Raw genomic sequence first — 21,093 nt, forward strand, 5'->3', positions numbered from 1 at the left:
GTGTCGCTTTGAAGGAAGAAAGCGACAAAGCATCGAGGAGGAAACAACATGGAACGATGGGTTGTTGCCGCAAAACGGGCAGATTTTACGGCAATTGGGAAAGAGTTTGGAATTGATCCGGTGATCGCCAGACTGATCCGGAACCGGGATGTACAGGACAGAGAGGAGATCCGCAGATACCTTTACGGAACCGTAGAAGAACTGGCTTCCCCACATTTAATGAAAGATGTGGATAAAGCAGTGGAAATCCTGCGAAATAAAATAAAAGAAAAAAAGCGTATCCGTATTATCGGAGATTATGATATTGATGGTGTAGTGTCCACGTTCATCCTCATTAAAGGACTGAAGCGAGTAGGTGCACTGGCAGATACATATATTCCGGACAGGGTGGCTGACGGATATGGGATCCACGAGCACCTGATCGAAAGAGCAGTGAACGATGGGATTGACGTAATTGTTACCTGTGATAACGGAATTGCGGCGTACAATGAGATTGCGATGGCAAAGGAAAAAGGAATAACAGTGATCATAACCGATCATCATGAGATTCCCTATAAAGAAACAGAAGCCGGCAGAGAGCTGATCCTTCCGCCAGCCGATGCCATTGTAAATCCCAAACAGCCGGACTGTAATTATCCGGAAAAAAGACTCTGCGGGGCAGTGGTTGCCCTGAAACTTGTGACAGCTCTCTATGAAGCCTGCGGTATTCCCTCAAAAGAGCTGGAGGACTTTCTGGAACTGGGGGCCATTGCCACAGTAGGAGATGTCATGGATCTTCAGGGGGAAAACCGTATCCTCGTAAAAGAAGGGCTGAGAAGACTTTCTCACACTTCCAACAAAGGTCTCAGTGAACTGATCCGTGCCAACGGTCTGGAAGATGGGCCGATCACTGCTTATCATGTGGGATTTGTGCTGGGGCCATGTATCAATGCCAGCGGAAGACTGGATACCGCTGCACGCTCTTTGAAACTTCTCTGTGCGGAGACGGAAGAGGAAGCGGCAAAACTTGCCGGTGATCTGACCGCGTTGAATCAGAGCAGAAAAGCTCTTACCGAAGAAGGAAAAGAAGAAGCGATCCGTATTGTGGAAGAGACAGAAATCGGACAGGACCGTGTTCTTGTGATCTATTTACCGGACTGTCACGAAAGCCTTGCCGGAATTATCGCAGGACGTATCCGGGAAAAGTACAATAAACCGGTCTTTGTTCTGACAAAAGGGGAAACAATGGTAAAGGGCAGCGGCCGTTCCATAGAAAGCTATTCCATGTTTGAGGAACTGGTAAAATGTGGGGATCTGATGGAGCAGTATGGAGGACACCCCATGGCTGCCGGACTTTCTATCAAAGAAGAAAATGTGGAAGAATTCCGCAGACGGTTAAACGAAAACTGTACGCTGACAGAAAAAGATCTGATGCCAAAGATTGTTATTGATGTGCCAATGCCGGTTTCTTATATTAATAAGGAACTTGTGGAAGAGATATCGCTGCTGGAGCCTTTTGGAAAAGGAAATACCAAGCCGATCTTTGCCCAGAAAGGACTTCATGTTTTAAGCAGCCGTGTTCTTGGTAAAAATAGGAATGTGGCCAAACTTCAGCTCTCAGACAGCACCGGCTGTGTGATGGAAGCGGTCTATTTTGGAGAAGCAGATGAATTTGTAAATCAGGTAAAAAACAGCAGCTCTATTGCGGTAACCTATTATCCGGAGATCAACAGATACCAGGGAAGAGAGACTTTGCAGATTGTGATCCGAAATTATCTTACGGAATAAAAGGAGATTCGGCTGTACACTGGGCAATATGCAATCCAAAGCCTGTCGGAATTCTGCGAGTTCTGTCGGGTTGCACATTGATTCCCTACAGAAAAAGTGCTATACTATCTATCATCTGATTGACAAATTAAACCATTGGAGGTTATTATGAAAAAAATAGAAGAATATGTAAGAAGTATCCCGGACTTTCCAGAGCCAGGGATTATTTTCCGTGACGTCACCAGTGTCATCCAGGATGCGGATGGATTACAGCTTGCGATCGATTCCATGCAGGACTGTCTGAAAGGTGTGGATTTCGATGTGATCACAGGCCTTGAATCCAGAGGATTTATCTTTGGTATGCCGATCGCATACAATCTCCATAAACCATTCGTTCTGGTACGTAAAGCAGGAAAGCTCCCATGTGAGACCATTTCCAGAACTTACGATCTGGAATATGGAAGTGCAACGATCGAGATGCATAAGGATTCTATCAAGCCAGGACAGAAGGTTGTAATCGTAGATGACCTGATCGCTACAGGCGGAAGCGTGGAAGCAGCTATTAAGCTTGTGGAAGAGCTTGGCGGCATCGTTGTGAAAGTTGTTTTCCTCATGGAGCTTGCAGGCCTGAAAGGACGTGAGCGTCTGAAAGGCTATGATGTAGCATCTGTGATCTGTTACGACGGAAAGTAATTTTTGTCGGTGGAAGGGGATGTGAACTGTTGTAGTCATACGGCAGTATGAAATTGTGCACAGGCAGGTGGGATTTAATGGCAGAGACAAAAAATACGGAAAAACAGAACATTGAAATACAGAAGGAAGAAGAAAAAGAAAAAATGGAATCTGTCCGGAAGGCAGATGCGGCGGTAAAATCCATGCATGATTTTACAAGCCCTGAGGTTCTTTATCAGGAGCTGATAAAAAGCGTGAAGAAATATCATCCGTCTACAGATATCTCCATGATCGAAAAGGCCTATAAAGTGGCTAGTGAGGCACACAAGGATCAGAAACGTAAATCCGGTGAGCCCTATATCATTCATCCTCTCTGTGTAGCGATCATCCTTGCGGATCTTGAGCTGGATAAGGAGACCATTGTGGCAGGTCTTCTTCATGATGCAGTAGAAGATACCTGGATGACTTATGAAGAAGTGGAAAAGGAATTCGGTTCTGAGGTAGCACTTCTGGTAGATGGTGTTACCAAGCTGGGACAGCTGTCCTATTCCAAGGATAAGGTAGAGGTCCAGGCTGAGAACTTAAGGAAGATGTTCCTTGCAATGGCCAAAGATATCCGCGTTATTCTGATCAAACTTGCAGACCGTCTTCATAATATGCGTACCTTGCAGTATATGAGACCGGAGAAACAGCAGGAGAAGGCAAGAGAGACCATGGATATTTATGCTCCCATTGCCATGCGTCTTGGTATTTCCAAGATCAAGGTAGAGCTGGATGATCTTTCACTTAAATATCTGAAACCAGATGTTTATTATGACCTTGTAGAAAAAGTAGCCCTTCGTAAAAGTGCCCGTGAAGCGTTTGTCAATTCTATTGTGAAGCAGGTAAAGCAGCACATGGAAGATGCCAACATCAAGGCGCAGGTGGATGGCCGTGTGAAACATTTCTTCAGTATTTATAAGAAAATGGTTAACCAGGACAAGACCATTGATCAGATCTATGATCTGTTTGCCGTGCGTATCATTGTGGACACCGTAAAAGACTGTTATGCAGCACTTGGTGTTATCCATGAGATGTACAAGCCGATCCCGGGCAGATTTAAAGATTATATCGCAATGCCGAAAGCCAATATGTATCAGTCTCTGCATACAACACTGATTGGCCCCAACGGACAGCCTTTCGAGATCCAGATCCGTACATTCGAAATGCATAAAACCGCAGAATATGGTATTGCAGCCCACTGGAAATATAAGGAAACTTCCGATGGCAAGAAACCTGGCAAGAGCGAGGAGGAGAAGCTGAACTGGCTGCGCCAGATCCTGGAGTGGCAGCGAGACATGTCCGATAACCGGGAGTTCATGAGCCTTCTGAAAAACGACCTGGATCTTTTTGCAGACAGTGTTTACTGTTTCACTCCCCAGGGTGATGTTAAGACTCTTCCCAATGGTTCCACACCGATTGACTTTGCATACAGCGTGCACAGTGCAGTAGGAAATAAGATGGTAGGCGCCAGAGTCAATGGTAAACTGGTTCCTATTGAGTACAAGATCAAAAACGGCGACCGTATTGAGATCATCACATCCCAGAATTCTCAAGGCCCAAGCCGTGACTGGCTGAAGATTGTAAAGAGTACACAGGCTAAGAACAAGATCAACCAGTGGTTTAAGAAAGAACTGAAAGAAGATAATATCCTGAAAGGTAAAGACATGCTGAACCAGTATGCCAAGACCAAAGGATTTAAACCAGGCCTGTACACCAAGCCGCAGTATATGGAATCCGTAATGCATAAATACGGTTTCCGTGACTGGGATTCCGTACTGGCAGCTATCGGACATGGCGGCCTGAAGGAAGGCCAGGTGTTCAATAAACTGGTAGAAGCCTATGAGCGGGAGCACAAGAAGAATCTTACAGATGAGCAGGTTCTGGAAGCTGCTTCCGAGTCACAGGAGAAGCTGCACATTGCCAAGAGCAAGAGCGGCATTGTGGTAAAAGGTATCCACGATGTGGCAGTCCGCTTTTCCAAATGTTGCAGTCCAATTCCCGGAGATGAGATCGTGGGCTTTGTTACAAGAGGACGAGGAATCACCATTCATCGTACGGATTGTGTGAATGTCCTCAATATGCCGGAGATCGACAGGAAACGTCTCATTGAGGCAGAGTGGCAGATGCCGGATAAGGCAGATTCTGAGAAATACGAAGCAGAGATCCAGGTTTACGCAAACAACCGTACCGGACTTCTGGTAGATATTTCCAAGATCTTTACAGAGCGGAAGATCGATCTTCGTTCCATCAACAGCCGTACCAACAAGCAGGAACGTGCGACGATCTCCATGTCCTTTAATGTATGCAGTAAACAGGAACTGAATTCCCTGATCGAGAAGATCCGTCAGGTTGAAAGTGTTCTTGACGTAGAAAGAACAACGGGCTGACCCGATAAACGGAGGAAATTTTATGAGTAAGCTTGAAATGCAGCAGTGCGTGCTGGGGCAGGTGTTTACCAATTGCTATTTTCTGAAGAATAAGAAGACCGGAGAGCTGCTGATCGTAGATCCGGGAGACTATGCGGAGAAGGTTTTTCAGAAAGTAGCTCTTATGCAGGGAAAACCGGTGGGAATCCTTCTGACCCATGGCCATTTTGATCATATCATGGCTGTGAAGGAAGTGAAGGAAAAATATCAGATCCCGGTTTATGCCTGCAGACAGGAAGAAGCAATGCTGGCTGAGCCCACAGTAAATATGACTGCTGTTTATGGAAGATCCTGTTCCATTAAGCCGGATGTTCTTCTGGATGACGGTCAGATTTTTGAAGCAGCCGGATTTTCCATCCAGATGTTCCATACACCGGGACACACCAAGGGAAGCTGCTGCTACTATATTGAGGATGAGGGCGTACTTTTCAGCGGAGATACATTGTTCTGTGGCTCTGTTGGAAGAACCGATTTTCCGGGCGGAAGTTCTGCGGAGATCGTAAGGAGTCTTCATAAGCTTGTGGACGCATTGCCGGAAGATACAGAGGTATTTCCGGGACATGACACATCCACAACCATTGGTTACGAAAAGAGGTATAATCCATTTGTATAAGATTGGCATTTTGTTTCAGAACAGAGATTTTGAACATGATGTGTATGAGCTGATCAAAGCGTTTTATCCCGGAAATGAGATCACTTCTCTTTATGAGGAGGATGATGCGGATTATGATATCCGCTTCCGGGTTTCCCGTGATGAAGAAGGTTATACCATCAGTTACGATAACGGAATAGAGAAAAAGACAGCTCACGGGGCTGTGATGGAAGGGCAATCCAGTGGAGAAGCTTCGGATGCCCTTATTTCTTGCGATGATGCCCATGATACCCGCAGAAAAAATAAAGACGCTATCAAATATGCCCTTTATCAGATGCTTTCCAAAGCTACAGGAAAGACACTTCCATGGGGAAATCTTACGGGTATCCGTCCTGTAAAAATGGCGATGGGTATGCTGGAATCCGGAATGAAGAATACAGAGATCGCCAGATATATGAGAGAACAGTATCTGGTAAGCCCGGAAAAAACAGCCCTTGCAGTTACCATTGCCAACCGTGAGCGGGATATCCTGAAAAATATCGATTATGAGAACGGTTACAGCCTTTATGTGGGAATTCCTTTCTGTCCAAGTATCTGTCTGTACTGTTCTTTCAGTTCCTATCCACTGGAAAAATGGCGTAAATATGTAGAAGATTATCTGGATGCACTGGTCAAAGAAATCCAGGCTGTTTCCCAGATGATGAAAAATCGGAAACTGGATACGGTTTATATTGGCGGTGGAACACCTACCACTCTGGAACCGGATCAGCTTCGGAGACTTCTTGGCGCGATCACGGAATATTTTCCCTGTGAGGAACTGGAGGAATTTACAGTTGAGGCAGGAAGACCGGATAGTATCACTCTGGAAAAACTTCAGGCGATCCGGGAATTTCCGGTTACCAGAATTTCCGTAAATCCACAGACCATGAATCAGGAAACCCTGGATATTATCGGCAGACGTCACACGGTAGAGCAGACAAAAAATGCATTTCATCTGGCAAGAGAAGCCGGGTTTGACAACATTAACATGGATCTGATCGTGGGCCTTCCAGGTGAGGATATCACGAAAGTGCAGCATACACTGGACGAGGTAAAAGCTCTCGGGCCGGATAGCCTGACTGTACATTCTCTTGCTGTGAAGCGTGCGGCAAGACTGAATATCTTCCGCGACAAATACCAGGAGATGACTTTCGAAAATAATCAGGAGATCATGAACCTGACCATGAAAACTGCCTATGAGATGGGAATGGGCCCTTATTATCTGTATAGACAGAAGAATATGAAGGGAAATTTCGAGAATGTAGGTTATTCTGAGGTTGACAAAGCAGGGATTTACAATATACTGATTATGGAGGAAAAGCAGCCGATCATCGCACTGGGTGCTGGTGGTTCCTCCAAGCTGGTGTTTGATCACGGACAGCGGATTGAGCGTGTGGAGAACGTAAAGGATGTTACCAATTATATCGCACGTATTGATGAGATGATCGAGAGAAAACGCACAGGCATTGAAAAATGGCTGTAGACGGAAAGGAGAGACAGATCCTTGAAAAGCGTACAGAAGATAAATGAGACTACGCAGGACCGGATTCTGGAAATGGATCTTTCCGCAGAACTGAAACATGGAGTTGTTGTCAGCAATCTTGCTTATGATGTGGCAAAGGAGCTTGGCCTTGGTAAGGAAGAATGTTATCAGCTGGCCATTGCCGGAATGCTTCATGATATCGGCAAGCTGAAGCTGGAAGGATATATCAACGGACAGGAACAGAATCCGATGGTCATTGAAGAACTGAAGTATGTCCGTATGCATTCCACATTAGGTTATGAGATCCTGAAGGACCAGGGATATTCCGATTATGTTCTGGAAAGTATTCTTTACCATCATGAGAATTTTGACGGCAGCGGATATCCCAGCAACAGAAGCGGAAAGGATATTCCTATGGGTGCAAGGATACTGAGAGTATGTGATGTATATGCGGCTTTGAGTATGGACAGACCATATCGGAAAGCTCTGGAAAAAGATGAAGTTTTAAGACTGATGATCGATGAGATTAAAAACTTTGACATGCAGGTGTTTCTTGCATTTCAGAGGGTGATTCATAAAGGAGGAAACTATGGCATTAAAAAAGAAACCGGTTACAGGAATGAAGGACATTTTACCGAAGGAAATGGCAATCCGTAACTATGTGATGAATATGATCAGAGAGACGTACGGAACCTTTGGTTTTTCCGCGATCGAGACTCCCTGTGTAGAACATATTGAGAATCTCTGCAGCAAGCAGGGCGGTGAAAATGAAAAACTGATCTTCAAGATCATGAAGAGAGGTGAAAAACTGAAACTGGATACTGCAAAAACAGAGAACGATCTGACAGATTCCGGTCTCCGCTATGACCTGACTGTACCGCTTTCCAGATATTATTCCAACAATGCCAATGAGCTTCCGGCTCCGTTTAAGGCACTTCAGATGGGAAATGTATGGAGAGCTGACCGTCCGCAGAGAGGTCGTTTCCGTCAGTTTATGCAGTGCGATATCGATATCCTGGGTGAGCCGACTTACCTGGCTGAAATTGAGCTTGTACTTGCAACAACAACACTTCTCGGAAAACTGGATTTCCACAACTTTACCATCCGTATCAATGACAGAAGAATCCTGAAGGCAATGGCTCAGTACAGCGGATTCCCGGCAGAGAGCTTTGACACTGTATTTATCATCCTTGACAAGATGGATAAGATCGGCATTGAGGGTGTTGCTGAGGAGCTTGAGAAAGAGGGATTTGCAAAAGAGAGCATTGACACTTATCTGGGACTTTTCCGTGAGATCACCAACGATGTTGAGGGTGTCCGTTATATTAAAGAGAAACTTTCCGATGTTCTGGAGGCAGGTATCGCCGAGGACCTTGAGACCATTATCAATACGGTAGAATCTGTAAAAACTGCAGATTTCAAGATGTCCTTTGACCCGACACTGGTACGTGGAATGTCCTATTACACAGGCCCGATCTTCGAGATCTCCATGGACGAGTTCGGTGGAAGCGTCGGCGGTGGCGGACGTTACGATGAGATGATCGGCAAGTTCACAGGAAATAATACCTGTGCCTGCGGTTTCTCCATCGGATTTGAGAGAATCGTTATGCTGCTTCTTGAGAGAGGTTATGAGATCCCGACCAAGAATGGCAAGAAAGCATACCTGATCGAGAAGAATATGCCTGCAGACAAACTTCTGAACATCCTGAAACAGGCAACAGAGGAGAGAAGTGCCGGTACACAGATCAATATCTCTATTATGAAGAAGAACAAAAAGTTCCAGAAAGACCAGCTGGCAGCAGATGGTTATACAGAGTTTGTAGAATTTTTCAACAGAGACTAAATATCTGTTGATGAACAAAGATATCAGAGTAAAATAAAAAGACTGCGATCAGAGTAGTCTGAGGAGGATAAAGAGATGGCTGAAAGCATGCAGGGACTGCACAGAACCTGCCGATGTGCAGAAGTGACCACAGAGATGGTCGGAAAAGAAGTAACATTAATGGGATGGGTGGCAAAAGCCAGAAATAAAGGAGGTCTTGTATTTGTAGACCTTCGTGATCGTTCCGGAATCATGCAGCTGATTTTTGAGAATGGCAGCATTGACGAGGAAGGCTTTACAAAAGCTGGCAAGCTCCGTAGCGAGTTTGTCATTGCCGTAACCGGTACTGTAGAAAAACGTGGAGGAGCTGTAAACGAGAATCTTGCAACAGGCGAGATCGAGCTTCGCGTAAAATCCCTCCGTGTTCTTGCTGAGGCAGATGTACCGCCATTCCCGATCGAGGAGAATAGCAAGACAAAAGATGAGATCCGTCTGAAATACCGTTATCTTGACTTAAGAAGACCGGATCTTCAGAGAAACATCATGATGAAGAGCAAGGTTGCTCAGCTTACAAGACAGTTCTTCACAAACGAGGGATTTCTTGAGATCGAGACACCGATGCTTGGAAAGAGTACTCCTGAGGGAGCCAGAGACTACCTGGTACCATCCCGTGTTCATCCGGGAAGCTTCTACGGACTTCCACAGTCTCCGCAGCTGTACAAACAGCTTCTGATGTGCTCCGGATTTGACCGTTATATCCAGATCGCAAGATGTTTCCGTGATGAGGACCTTCGTGCTGACCGTCAGCCGGAGTTCACACAGATCGATATGGAGCTTTCTTTCGTAGACGTAGACGATGTTATCGATGTTAATGAGAGATATCTTGCATTCCTGTTCAAAGAAGTTCTGGACATCGATGTAAAACTTCCGATCCAGAGAATTACCTGGCAGGAAGCTATGGACCGTTTCGGTTCTGATAAGCCGGATATGCGTTTCGGCATGGAGCTTCATGATGTCAGCGATATCGTAAAAGACTGCGGTTTCGGTGTATTCACAGGTGCTCTTGAGAATGGCGGAAGCGTTCGTGGTATCAACGCAGAAGGCCAGGGCGCAATGCCGAGAAAGAAGATCGACAAACTTGTTGAGTTCGTAAAAGGCTACGGTGCAAAAGGCCTTGCATACATTGCCATCGCAGAGGACGGAACCAGAAAATCGTCCTTTGCCAAATTTATGAAGGATGAGGAAATGGATGCCCTTGTAAAAGCCATGGACGGTAAGCCGGGAGACCTGCTCCTTTTCGCAGCAGACAAGACAAAACTGGTATACGATGTACTTGGTGCCCTTCGTCTTGAGCTTGCAAAACAGATGGATCTTCTTGACAAGAACGAGTACCGTTTTGTATGGGTAACAGAGTTCCCGCTTCTTGAGTGGAGCGAGGAGGAGAACCGTTTCACAGCGATGCACCATCCGTTCACTATGCTTATGGAAGAGGATCTGCCGCTTCTTGACACAGATCCGGGAAAGGTCCGTGCAAAAGCATACGACATCGTTCTTAACGGAAATGAGATCGGTGGCGGTAGTGTACGTATCCATCAGGATGATATTCAGGAGAGAATGTTTGAGGCACTTGGCTTCACAAAAGAAGCTGCACATGAGCAGTTCGGCTTCCTTCTGGATGCCTTCAAATACGGAGTTCCGCCTCACGCAGGACTGGCATACGGTCTTGACAGACTTGTTATGCTTATGGCAAAAGCAGATACCATCCGTGATGTTATCGCATTCCCGAAGGTTAAGGATGCTTCCTGTCTGATGACTCAGTCACCAAGTCAGGTAAGTGAGGCACAGCTTCACGAGCTGGGACTTGATCTTGAGCCTGCGAAGGAAGAAGAGGAAGAATAAAAATCATGCAGCCGACAATCTATACATTTCTGATCGTTTGTCCACTTGTATTTCTTGCCGGATTTGTAGATGCTGTAGCAGGCGGGGGAGGCTTGATCTCCCTGCCTGCTTATCTTTTGGCCGGAGTTCCCATACATAATGCCGTTGCTACTAACAAACTGTCATCAGCAACGGGAACTCTGATCTCTACGGTACGTCTGTGTAAGAATAAATTTGTAGACTGGATTCTGGTACTCCCGTGTATCCCGATGGCGCTTCTGGGATCAACAATGGGAGCACATGTAGCACTTGTTGCCAGTGATAAAATCTTGCGTTATATGCTGATCCCGGTACTTCCGGTAGTTGCTTTTTATGTATTGCGTAAGAAGAATATGGATGAAAAAGGCGGAGAGATCGCCAGAAAGAAACAGATTCTGATCTGTGCCCTGTGTTCTCTTGCTGTGGGCTGCTATGATGGTTTTTATGGCCCCGGGACAGGAACCTTTCTCCTGCTTCTGTATACAGGACTTGGAAAAATGAGTGTGGCAAAAGCGTCCGGTACCATGAAGGTTACCAACCTTTCTTCCAATGTAGCGGCTCTTGTGGTATTTCTGCTCAGCGGAAAGATCGTGATCATGCTTGGAATTGCAGCATCTGTATTTTCTATTGCAGGACATTATACAGGGGCAGGCATGGTTATGAAAAACGGAAGCCGGATCATCCGGCCTATTATTCTTATAGTACTTGCACTGCTTTTTATAAAAATCATATCCGGAGTATAAAAAAACTCTCATTTGTTTTCCGTTTCAGTCTGTATGACCAGGAAATTCAAATGGGAGTTTTTTACTGGATCAGCGAAGTCCCCTGTATAGTTGCGAACATCTGCCGGATTAATTTTATTCGTCACTGTCGGAATCATCGACATTATCATCGACTTCTTCTGTTTCCGTTTCATTGTCACCGGAATTATTGTCTTCATCAGAGACCTCTTCGTTTCCGGTGCCCTGATCGTCAGAAATATCCTCTGTCATATCTTCAGGGACAGGAGATGCGGTAAGTGTTCCAAAAATAGCATTGCCAAGTTCGGTTCCGGCATCTTCGAGTTTCCAGGAAGCGCCGTCATTTATCAGGTGAAAAACAGCGTTGGCAGTTATGGTTGATTCGTTGTTCTTGATACTGTCAAGAAGAAGTTCGTGAGATTTGTCATATCTTTTCTGAGAGCCGTCAATCACTGCATCAGCGGAACCAAGATAGGTATTTAGTTCTTTTTCATATTGAGAGAGAATCGAATCACTGTCAAAAGTAGTCAGCTGTGCACTGACCTGAGCAAGATAGCCCGAGATGGAACTGTCTGTTATTTTATAGTTAAAACAGGAGTGAAACTGTTCCATAAGTGCGGATGCAATGGCATTTTTTGCTGGGTCTGAAGTGTTCAGGATGGAGTCCAGACCAAGGTAATTGGACATCTGCTGAACATCCATTTCCTGCAGGGTTTTCAGATAAATTGCCAGGGTTTCATCAGCTGGGACAAGATCCGGATCGGATAAATAGGTGATCAGACCTCCAACCAGGTCATTTTCCAGAGAAGAACTGTGTGTGATATCCCAGTCCGGTTCGGAAGAGGAACCATGATTGATCAGCTGAATGGAAGCATTTCGGTCTATGGTTTTATAGGAACCTTTTTTTAGGAGTTTGTGGAGATGCAGATAACGCTGCTCCAGAGAATTCCCATCATTATCTGTGCTTTTTTCACTGGAAGCGGCTTTTAAGATTTCATCTTTAAGGCTCTGGGTAATGAAATCTTTCGCAAGCGCCTGGGAATCCAGAGTGGTAAGCCGCAGGTGTGCAGAAGCAGTTTCCTGATCCTGGTCAATGGATATATCCAGTATTTTGTAATCAAAATTCTGGAAGAAGAGGGAAAAGACTTCTTTTATATCATCAGAAAGTTCCGTATTATCATCAGAATCTGGAAACAGTTCCTGATACGATATGTATTTCATGGTCGTTTCGGAATCCAGATTTTTAAGAAGATCCAGATCCTTTTTGATCGCTTTCTCCGCAGATGTTTTTGCCAGGTGGGAACAGCCGGTTATGGAGACTGCCAGAAAAACAAAGAAGAAAGCCAGCAGATATTTCACTGTCTTCATATCGTTCTTTCCTTTCAAAAAAATTTACATCTTATTTTATCAGATATCGCCTCAAAAGTCAAAAATCGCATAAAACTATACTATTTTTATAAAAAAATGGTGAAAAATTTGTGAAATTTGCATCGTTTTCCTCAAAGACTTTTCTTTTTCTCTTTAATCTGCTATGATGTTTGAAGCAACTTGTAGTTTCGGCATAATGCTGAGAAAAGAGGAAATATATGAAAAAACGTATTTTAATTGCCCTGGGAATTATTATACTGGCAGCCGGTATTGGAGCAGGTGGCTGGTATTACTACAGTCATCATATGGGGACTGTAAGCGGCAGTGATACCGTATATGTAACGAAGATAAGCAAGCTTTCAGAAATGGATTCCGGTGTGGAGAATCGTTATGCAGGCGTGGTGGAACCGCAGGAAACTGTGCAGGTAAAGATCGAGAGCGGGCGAAAAGTAAAAGAAGTACAGGTAAAGACCGGTGAAGAAGTGAAAAAGGGTCAGCTCCTTTTTCAGTATGATCTGGGAAGTATCCAGCAGAGTCTGCAGGAAGCACAGCTGGCACTGGACCGGCTGAAAAACGAAGCTTTAAGCATTTCGGATCAGATTACGACTCTGGAAGCTGAGAAAAAGAAAGCTACAGCTGATAACCAGCTTTCTTATACAATAGAGATCGAAACTCAGAAAATGAATCTCAAGAAGAATGAGTATGATCAGAAGAGTAAACAGGCAGAAATCGAAAAGCTTTCCCAGGCAACGCAGAATACTGAGGTGCGAAGTGAAATTGATGGTGTAGTCCAGAAGATCGATACTTCCAAGATGGGGGGCGACAGTTCTGATGGGGTAGATGATACTTTGACGGAAGGAACTGCGGATTCATCGGACTCAGGCTCTGGAGATAGTTCCAGCAATGCATTTATTACGATCCTGAGTACAGGGGCTTACCGTGTAAAGGGAACGGTAAATGAAGTAAACCGGGATTCGATCATAGAGGGAACGCCAGTGATCATCCGCTCCAGGGTAGACGCATCAAAAACCTGGAAAGGGACAATGGGGTCCGTTGATATGGATAATTCGGCTACTAACAGCAGCTCAGATGCTGCAATGTTTGGAATGTCCAGTACTGGTGATGATCAGACTTCCTCCAGTACATATCCGTTTTATGTGAATCTGGATTCTTCGGATGGTCTGATGCTTGGACAGCATGTTTATATTGAACCGGATGAGGGACAGGATGATAATAAAGCAGGTATCTGGCTGAATGATTACTTTATTGTGGATGCGGATACAGATAGCCCTTATGTATGGGTTGCAGGCAGTGGGAACAAACTGGAAAAGAGAGATGTTGTACTTGGACAGTATGATGAAAATCTAGCGGAATACGAGATTGCGGACGGGCTTACAGAGAAAGACAGGATCGCATTCCCGACAGAGGAACTTAAAGAGGGAATGTCTGTTGTAGAGGGAACCGCTGATCAGACAACTGCGGCTATGTGGGATACTTCTGATGAAGATTCCCAGGATGTTTCTGATGAAGATTACAGCGATATGGAAAGCGATGGATCAGAACCTGATATGGTCGAAGACAGCGGTCTGGATGGAGATATGAGCACAACGGAAGGGCTTTCTCCGGAAGATGACCTCGTTCCAATGGAAGGAGCACCGACGGAATGATTTTGGATTTAAAGGGAATATATAAAGATTACCAGCAGGGGAAAATGACAGTTCCAGTATTGAAAGATGTGAATTTTTCGATGGAAGAGGGTGAATATGTAGCAATCATGGGACCATCCGGTTCTGGAAAAACCACACTGATGAATATTATCGGCTGTCTGGATAAACCTACGAAAGGAACTTTTCTCCTGAATGGAGAGGATATTGCAAAGTGCACGGAGAATGAAATGTCAGATCTTCGTTTGAAAACCATAGGCTTTGTGTTCCAGAGTTTTCACTTGCTTCCAAGACAGAGTGCGCTGACAAATGTTGAGCTGCCTCTGAATTATGCAAAAGTCCCAAAGAAAGAACGCAGGGAACGTGCTTTGAAAGCGCTGGAGCGTGTAGGACTTGCTGACAGGGTTAATTTTAAGCCGAATCAGCTTTCCGGTGGTCAGATGCAGCGAGTTGCCATTGCAAGGGCGATTGTAAACAATCCCAAACTTTTGCTTGCAGACGAACCTACGGGAGCATTGGATACAAAATCCGGAGCACAGGTCATGGAACTTTTTCAGAAGCTGAATGATGAGGGAGTATCTGTACTGATGATCACGCATGATCCGGAAATTGCGGCACACGCCAAGAGAGTTGTTATGATCCGTGATGGTGAGCTGCAGGAAAAGAGGTGATAACATGAAAGTGGTGAAGAGAATAATTGTCGGTGTATTGATCGCAGCACTGGCATCAGCTGGTATTTATACAGGTCTTATGCATGTAAAAGAATCCAAGGTGACAGAAGTACCGGTAACAAGTGTCAGCAACCTTATGACAGACTGGTATTCGGAAACAACGCTGGATGGAACCATCACCACAAATGTTGCGCAGAATGTAAATATGGATAAAGATATGATCATTGAGAAGATTTACGTTTCTCAGGGTGATGATGTAAAAAAAGGAGACAATCTGATCTCCTTTGATATGACGCTTGTAGAGATGGAACTGAATATTGCAAAGCTGAAACTGCAGAAACAGGAACAGGATCTTACAAAAGCCCAGAACCGTCTGACAAGTCTTCAGAACGGAGGACCTATTGAGGACAGTACGGACAGCACAGATGATACAGAGCTGAATTCTACAGATGGAAATACCGGTGACAGTAATATGACAAGCACGGATATTCCTTCTGATGGAAGCGGTGATGATGAGATGCAGTCCACAACCGGTTCTCTGGGAACTGCAGTAGATGGAAGTTATCTTGCGTCGGCATCTCAGCCGTTGCTTCTCAGTGCGTTTACAGATACAGCTTCCGCATCAGAAGAGTCTCAGGAAGCAGATGTCATTGCTGGGGAAGAGGCAGCAGCAGGGGAAACTTCAGACGGTGAGCAGCTGGATGAAGATGAGGATTCTTCTGATGATGGTCTTATCATGGATCCGTCTTATCAGGATCCTGCGGTAGATGATATTACAGATGGTGAAACGCCGGATCTGAATGCAGGAGATGACAGTACACCTTCCGTATCACCTACGCCGACACCGACACTGGGGCCGAATGAACTTCCTGATCCGAATGCAACAGAAGAAGAAATTCCGGGAATCACAGATGGAGAACCGCAGTTTTATCAGAAACTGGATTATACATCTCAGCCATTTACAGGAACCGGAACAGAAGATGATCCGTATGTTTTTCTGGTGAGCAGTGCAAAAGGCAAGGTTACTGTCATGGGTTCATTTTTTAACCGGATGGCAGGATACAGTGAAGACGGAACAAAAGTAGTTCAGAAAGGTGGCAGCTGGTTTCAGCTGGAATTTCATGAGAATGATACCATTGCGGATTTTGAAGACAGAAAACTTTCCTGTACAGGATATTATCTGATCGATGGAAGTCTTCTGGAAAATCCTGTTTATATGTATGCAGAGACAGAATTTACTTTGGATGATGCAATGAAGTACGATGATACTGGTGATGACGATGAAATTCCGGATGACAGTGGTGACGGAGATGACAGTACGGACAGTACGACCATGACCAGAGAAGATGCCATCAAGATCCAGAAAAATAAGGTTTCAAGCCTGAAACTGGATATTGAAGAGAGTAATCTGAATATCACCAAACTGGAAAATAAAGTAAAAAATAAACTTGTGACAAGCAAGCTGGATGGAACCGTTGCCTATATTGGAGATGAAGCAACCGGTTCCTATAATGGAGATGCTTTTTTGAAGGTAAAGAGCAAAGATGGTTTCTATGTTACCGGAACAGTCAGTGAGCTGATGCGGGATCAGATGAAAGAGGGGACTCTTCTCCAGTGTACCAGTTATGATTCCGGCAGTTTTGAGGCAAAGGTATTAAATGTTTCAGACTATCCGGTGGATTCTTCCAATAATTTTTATTATGGAGGAGATTCCAATCCCAATGTATCTTACTATACCTTTAATGCAGAGATCACTGATCAGTCGCTTCAGTTTACAGATCAGGATTATGTGACAATATCTCTGAAATCAAATAAACTGTCCAAAGGCAGCCTGGTTGTGATGAAGGCCTTTATCCGCACAGAAAATGGAACCAGTTATGTTTATAAAGATGTAAAAGGAACTCTGAAAAAACAGCAGGTTACTGTGGGCAGTATCGTAAACAGCGGATACTATGCCATTGTAACTTCAGGTCTGAAGTCGGATGATCTTCTTGCGTTTCCTTACGGAAATACGGTACAGGAAGGTGCCAAGACAAAAGAAGTAACATTGGATGATATGTATAATGAATAACAGGAAGGAGAAATTTCATGCTTGAAAATATACGCCTGGCATTTCAGGGAATATGGTCACATAAGATGAGATCCTTTCTGACCATGCTTGGTATTATTATTGGTATTGCATCTATTATTGCAATTGTATCTACGATTAAGGGCACCAGTGAACAGATAAAGGAAGACCTGATCGGTTCCGGAAACAATACTGTGCAGGTGCTGCTCTATGACGGAGACAGCACTTATGACATGGACTATGGCTCCTATGGAAGTTCTGCCACACCGCCCGTCATTTCCGATTCGCAGAAAACAGCCATTGGAGATCTGGACCATGTGATCAGTTCTACATTTTACTACAGCAGTCAGTCCGCAAGTGTTTATTATAAAAATACAAGTTTTCAGGGCGGAACAGTATATGGTATTGATAACAGTTATCTGAAAACGATGGGATATTTGGTCCAGTCCGGACGTGGTTTTGTGCAGAAGGATTATGACAGCTATCGAAAGGTTGCACTGGTGGACTCCAATGCTGCGCAGAATATTTTTGGAAGTGAAAATCCGGTAGGAAAGACCATCGAGATCGGAGCAGAACCTTATATCATCGTAGGCGTGATCACTCAGAGCGAGGATAATATGCCTAAGATCAATACATTGTCCGAGTATGAGGAATATTCTCAGACTATTATGGGAAGTGTGATGATCCCGGATACAACCTGGCCTGTGGCATTTAAGTTTGATCAGCCTCAGAATGTGACAGTCCGTGCGGACAGTACAGATAATATGAGTTCAGTGGGAAAAGCGGCAGAAGATGTCCTGAATACAGGAATCCAGAATGAGAAGAATAAATCCAATTTCAAATATAAAGCAGAAGATATCATGGAGAAGGTCAAAAATCTGCAGAAACTCAGTGAAAGCACAAATCAGCAGCTGATCTGGATCGCAAGTATCTCCCTTCTTGTCGGTGGTATCGGTGTTATGAATATCATGCTGGTATCTGTCACAGAGCGTACCAGTGAGATTGGTCTGAAAAAGGCCATTGGAGCAAGAAAAAATATTATTCTCGGGCAGTTTCTGACGGAGGCTTCGGTGCTGACCAGTATCGGAGGAATCATAGGAGTGGTACTTGGTATCATCCTGTCAAAAGTAGTGGCGCAGGTGTCCGGGGCACCAACGGCCATCAGCATACCAGCCATTATTGGTTCTGTAGTATTTTCCATGCTGATCGGCCTGATCTTCGGACTTCTTCCATCTGTGAAAGCAGCCAACCTGAATCCTATCGATGCACTTCGAAGTGAGTAAATACAAATAAAAAAACGCATACATTTTTACAGCAATGTACCGGCTTCCAAAAGTCAGATCTGAAGATCTGACGATTGGAGGCCGGTATTTTTATGCCTCAATATTTTATGGATTCAAGAAAGTGACTGTTCTGGAAGGATTACTGTAAATGTGGCGCCGCCTCCGGGAGTCTCTGAGACAGTGATCTTTCCCTTCTGGAGAGAAATGATTTCATTTGCAATGGAAAGCCCCAGCCCAAAAGCTGCTCTTTGAGAAAATATCTGATGTTCCAGTGTATCCAGAGGGTGGAGGATAACAAGACCCAGAGAACCGTTTTTATTCGGGATCTGAGCTGTACAGGCATAAAAAGACTGGATTCCGGATCAGTGGTTAGATTTTGGCTTCTGGACGAAAAAATGGAAAGAAGTTAAAAAAAATTTCCAGTGGTATCTGGTACTTCCGAAGACACCCATCCAGGCAGAACAGGTACAATGTGTTTTTCGCGGAATGGCAGCGTTTATTTTGTCACTTTTGCTGTATATATGGCAAAAAAAGAAAGCATAAATGGAATTTTTACAGGTTTTTTCCAGATCATAAAAAAATCATGGCAGAATCTTTGGATAGTGTGATATAATACACCATAAGTGGGCAAATATTAAAACAGAAGGAGATAATTTCATGAAGGTTTTGGAAGGTAAATCTGTATTTTCCGGTATTGCAATCGGCAAGATCTCAATCCTCCAGAAGGTTGACACCAGTGTAAAACGTGTTCACGTGGAGGATCCGGAAGAAGAGGTAAAGCGTGTGGAGGCAGCCAAGGAGCAGGCTGTGGCACAGCTTCAGAAGCTTTATGACAAGGCTCTTCAGGAGGTTGGAGAGTCCGGAGCGGCAATCTTTGAAGTTCATCAGATGATGCTTGATGATGATGACTATCTTGATTCCATCCACAACATTATCCGCACAGAGTCTGTAAACGCAGAATATGCGGTTGCAACAACTGGCGACAACTTCTCATCAATGTTCGCACAGATGGACGATGATTATATGAAAGCAAGAGCGGCTGATGTGAAGGATATTTCTGACCGTCTGGTACGTGTACTTTCCGGCCATGGAGATGGAGAACTTGAGGCATCTGAACCGGTGATCGTAGTTGCTGAGGATCTTGCACCAAGTGAGACCGTACAGATGGATAAGAGCAAAGTACTTGCATTTGTTACAAGAAAAGGTTCTTCCAACTCACATACCGCCATTCTTGCAAGAACTATGAACATTCCGGCACTGATCAATATCGAATACGACGAGTCCATGGACGGAAAAATGGCAGTTGTAGACGGAAAGAGCGGAAATCTGATCGTTGATCCGGATGCGGAAACCCTTAAGAAATACGAAGACCTGCGTGCAGATGAACTTGCACAGCGTGCAATGCTCAAAGAACTGAAAGGAAAAGAGACTGTTACCAAGAGCGGCCGTAAGCTTCATCTTTATGCAAACATCGGAAGTACCGGCGATGTTGCCAACGTACTTGCCAATGATGCGGAAGGTATCGGACTTTTCCGAAGCGAATTTGTATATCTGGAGAAAGAAGATTATCCGACAGAGGAAGAGCAGTTCCAGGTTTATAAGACAGTAGCACAGAACATGGCCGGTAAGAAAGTCATCATCCGTACCCTTGATATCGGAGCAGACAAGCAGATCGATTATTTCAATATGGCACATGAGGAGAACCCGGCTATGGGATATCGTGCGATCCGTATCTGTCTGGACCGTCCGGAAGTATTCAAGACACAGCTGCGTGCACTTTTCCGTGCAAGCATGTTCGGAAATATTTCCATCATGTATCCGATGATCATCTCCGTAACAGAAGTAAAACAGATCAAAGCGATCGTAGCAGAAGTGAAAGCAGAGCTTACGGAGCAGGGTATCCCGTTCCGTGATGATGTGGAGCAGGGTATCATGATCGAGACACCGGCTGCTGTTATGATCAGTGACCTTCTTGCAAAAGAAGTTGATTTCTTCAGTATCGGAACTAACGACCTGACTCAGTACACTCTGGCAATCGACCGTCAGAACGCAAAACTGGACAACATTTATGATTCTCATCATGAGGCTGTCCTCCGTATGATCCAGATGGTTGTGGACAATGCACATAAAGAAGGTATCTGGGCAGGAATCTGCGGTGAGCTTGGCGCAGACACCACACTTACTGAAAGATTCGTGGAGATGGGACTGGATGAACTGTCCGTATCTCCGACCTTTGTTCTTCCGGTCAGAAAGATCGTAAGAGAGATGGAATAGAATATTATTGTTGCAAAAAAAGCTGTCACTTTAGTTAAAAGTGGCAGTTTTTTATAAAAAAAATTTCGTCTGCTTTTTTATAGTGCATTAAAAAAGTAAAAGGCATAATTTGTTCGAAATAAGGCATAAATAGTCGAAAATAATAGCACTGTAACATTGCGTGGCAATTGAGGATGAAGTATAATTAAGTATATATATTATATCAGTATTCAAAAATATGCTGTTTATTTGTGCAATATTGATAATTTTAAAGAAAAATAGGCACAGATAAAAGGGAAAATGGAGG

At 44.5% G+C, this 21,093-nt stretch carries 16 protein-coding genes; 14 read left to right on the top strand and 2 right to left on the bottom strand.

Annotated elements, in window-relative coordinates:
- Window positions 1–48 precede the first annotated feature (48 nt).
- The 9 genes from recJ to AC04Q6_RS02260 all read left to right on the top strand — a co-directional run bounded on the left by recJ (window position 49) and on the right by AC04Q6_RS02260 (window position 11,482).
- Entirely contained in the window at window positions 49–1,767 is a 1,719-nt protein-coding gene (recJ, locus tag AC04Q6_RS02220; protein ID WP_118071394.1) for a single-stranded-DNA-specific exonuclease RecJ, read from the top strand.
- Window positions 1,768–1,914: 147 nt separating this feature from the next.
- Window positions 1,915–2,439, top strand: a complete 525-nt coding sequence (locus AC04Q6_RS02225) for an adenine phosphoribosyltransferase (RefSeq protein ID WP_021977278.1) — start codon at window positions 1,915–1,917, stop codon at window positions 2,437–2,439.
- A 77-nt stretch (window positions 2,440–2,516) separates the two neighbouring features.
- On the top strand, window positions 2,517–4,847 hold the full coding sequence (locus AC04Q6_RS02230) for a RelA/SpoT family protein (protein ID WP_021977279.1): 2,331 nt from the start codon (window positions 2,517–2,519) through the stop codon (window positions 4,845–4,847).
- Between the two features lie 22 nt (window positions 4,848–4,869).
- Window positions 4,870–5,499 (top strand): MBL fold metallo-hydrolase, encoded by a 630-nt coding sequence (locus AC04Q6_RS02235; protein WP_021977280.1) that lies wholly within the window; start codon window positions 4,870–4,872, stop codon window positions 5,497–5,499.
- Window positions 5,447–7,000, top strand: a complete 1,554-nt coding sequence (gene hemZ, locus AC04Q6_RS02240) for a coproporphyrinogen dehydrogenase HemZ (protein ID WP_118071393.1) — start codon at window positions 5,447–5,449, stop codon at window positions 6,998–7,000. The genes AC04Q6_RS02235 and hemZ overlap by 53 nt, the downstream gene beginning before the upstream one ends.
- 21 nt (window positions 7,001–7,021) lie before the next feature.
- Window positions 7,022–7,657: an HD-GYP domain-containing protein gene (locus AC04Q6_RS02245; RefSeq protein ID WP_255820951.1), complete on the top strand. Its 636-nt coding sequence runs from the start codon at window positions 7,022–7,024 to the stop codon at window positions 7,655–7,657.
- Window positions 7,590–8,843 (top strand): histidine--tRNA ligase, encoded by a 1,254-nt coding sequence (gene hisS, locus AC04Q6_RS02250; RefSeq protein WP_021977282.1) that lies wholly within the window; start codon window positions 7,590–7,592, stop codon window positions 8,841–8,843. The genes AC04Q6_RS02245 and hisS overlap by 68 nt, the downstream gene beginning before the upstream one ends.
- A gap of 75 nt (window positions 8,844–8,918) precedes the next feature.
- Entirely contained in the window at window positions 8,919–10,721 is a 1,803-nt protein-coding gene (gene aspS, locus AC04Q6_RS02255) for an aspartate--tRNA ligase (RefSeq protein ID WP_021977283.1), read from the top strand.
- A gap of 5 nt (window positions 10,722–10,726) precedes the next feature.
- Window positions 10,727–11,482 (top strand): TSUP family transporter, encoded by a 756-nt coding sequence (locus AC04Q6_RS02260; protein ID WP_021977284.1) that lies wholly within the window; start codon window positions 10,727–10,729, stop codon window positions 11,480–11,482.
- Window positions 11,483–11,596: 114 nt separating this feature from the next.
- On the opposite strand, the gene AC04Q6_RS02265 is transcribed toward AC04Q6_RS02260, so the two are convergent.
- Window positions 11,597–12,847, bottom strand: a complete 1,251-nt coding sequence (locus AC04Q6_RS02265; protein WP_021977285.1) for a hypothetical protein — start codon at window positions 12,845–12,847, stop codon at window positions 11,597–11,599.
- A 218-nt stretch (window positions 12,848–13,065) separates the two neighbouring features.
- Between AC04Q6_RS02265 and AC04Q6_RS02270 the strand changes: the two genes are divergently transcribed.
- The 4 genes from AC04Q6_RS02270 to AC04Q6_RS02285 are packed head-to-tail and all read left to right on the top strand — an operon-like array spanning window position 13,066 to window position 18,533.
- The gene (locus AC04Q6_RS02270) at window positions 13,066–14,514 is read left to right on the top strand and encodes an efflux RND transporter periplasmic adaptor subunit (protein WP_021977286.1); all 1,449 of its coding nucleotides are present in this window, start codon (window positions 13,066–13,068) and stop codon (window positions 14,512–14,514) included.
- Entirely contained in the window at window positions 14,511–15,182 is a 672-nt protein-coding gene (locus AC04Q6_RS02275; protein ID WP_118063498.1) for an ABC transporter ATP-binding protein, read from the top strand. The genes AC04Q6_RS02270 and AC04Q6_RS02275 overlap by 4 nt, the downstream gene beginning before the upstream one ends.
- Before the next feature lie 4 nt (window positions 15,183–15,186).
- On the top strand, window positions 15,187–17,253 hold the full coding sequence (locus AC04Q6_RS02280; RefSeq protein ID WP_118071392.1) for a hypothetical protein: 2,067 nt from the start codon (window positions 15,187–15,189) through the stop codon (window positions 17,251–17,253).
- A 17-nt stretch (window positions 17,254–17,270) separates the two neighbouring features.
- Window positions 17,271–18,533 (top strand): ABC transporter permease, encoded by a 1,263-nt coding sequence (locus tag AC04Q6_RS02285; protein ID WP_021977289.1) that lies wholly within the window; start codon window positions 17,271–17,273, stop codon window positions 18,531–18,533.
- 113 nt (window positions 18,534–18,646) lie between these two features.
- Here the strand turns inward: AC04Q6_RS02285 and AC04Q6_RS02290 are convergent, their stop codons facing one another.
- The gene (locus AC04Q6_RS02290; RefSeq protein ID WP_118063583.1) at window positions 18,647–18,889 is read right to left on the bottom strand and encodes an ATP-binding protein; all 243 of its coding nucleotides are present in this window, start codon (window positions 18,887–18,889) and stop codon (window positions 18,647–18,649) included.
- Between the two features lie 301 nt (window positions 18,890–19,190).
- On the opposite strand from AC04Q6_RS02290, the gene ptsP reads away from it, so the two are divergent.
- On the top strand, window positions 19,191–20,807 hold the full coding sequence (gene ptsP / locus AC04Q6_RS02295) for a phosphoenolpyruvate--protein phosphotransferase (RefSeq protein ID WP_021977290.1): 1,617 nt from the start codon (window positions 19,191–19,193) through the stop codon (window positions 20,805–20,807).
- The last annotated feature ends 286 nt before the right edge of the window (window positions 20,808–21,093 follow it).

The sequence above is a fragment of the Blautia sp. HA9023 genome, assembly GCF_056504095.1.

What these genes read in the sequence shown, in the direction of transcription:
- AC04Q6_RS02235 (WP_021977280.1), top strand. Translation starts at nt 4,870, where the DNA reads ATGAGTAAGCTTGAAATGCAGCAGTGCGTGCTGGGGCAGGTGTTTACC.
- recJ (WP_118071394.1), top strand. Translation starts at nt 49, where the DNA reads ATGGAACGATGGGTTGTTGCCGCAAAACGGGCAGATTTTACGGCAATT.
- hemZ (WP_118071393.1), top strand. Translation starts at nt 5,447, where the DNA reads ATGACACATCCACAACCATTGGTTACGAAAAGAGGTATAATCCATTTG.
- AC04Q6_RS02265 (WP_021977285.1), bottom strand. Translation starts at nt 12,847, where the DNA reads ATGAAGACAGTGAAATATCTGCTGGCTTTCTTCTTTGTTTTTCTGGCA.
- AC04Q6_RS02260 (WP_021977284.1), top strand. Translation starts at nt 10,727, where the DNA reads ATGCAGCCGACAATCTATACATTTCTGATCGTTTGTCCACTTGTATTT.
- AC04Q6_RS02275 (WP_118063498.1), top strand. Translation starts at nt 14,511, where the DNA reads ATGATTTTGGATTTAAAGGGAATATATAAAGATTACCAGCAGGGGAAA.
- AC04Q6_RS02285 (WP_021977289.1), top strand. Translation starts at nt 17,271, where the DNA reads ATGCTTGAAAATATACGCCTGGCATTTCAGGGAATATGGTCACATAAG.
- AC04Q6_RS02225 (WP_021977278.1), top strand. Translation starts at nt 1,915, where the DNA reads ATGAAAAAAATAGAAGAATATGTAAGAAGTATCCCGGACTTTCCAGAG.
- aspS (WP_021977283.1), top strand. Translation starts at nt 8,919, where the DNA reads ATGGCTGAAAGCATGCAGGGACTGCACAGAACCTGCCGATGTGCAGAA.
- AC04Q6_RS02270 (WP_021977286.1), top strand. Translation starts at nt 13,066, where the DNA reads ATGAAAAAACGTATTTTAATTGCCCTGGGAATTATTATACTGGCAGCC.
- AC04Q6_RS02280 (WP_118071392.1), top strand. Translation starts at nt 15,187, where the DNA reads ATGAAAGTGGTGAAGAGAATAATTGTCGGTGTATTGATCGCAGCACTG.
- hisS (WP_021977282.1), top strand. Translation starts at nt 7,590, where the DNA reads ATGGCATTAAAAAAGAAACCGGTTACAGGAATGAAGGACATTTTACCG.
- AC04Q6_RS02230 (WP_021977279.1), top strand. Translation starts at nt 2,517, where the DNA reads ATGGCAGAGACAAAAAATACGGAAAAACAGAACATTGAAATACAGAAG.
- ptsP (WP_021977290.1), top strand. Translation starts at nt 19,191, where the DNA reads ATGAAGGTTTTGGAAGGTAAATCTGTATTTTCCGGTATTGCAATCGGC.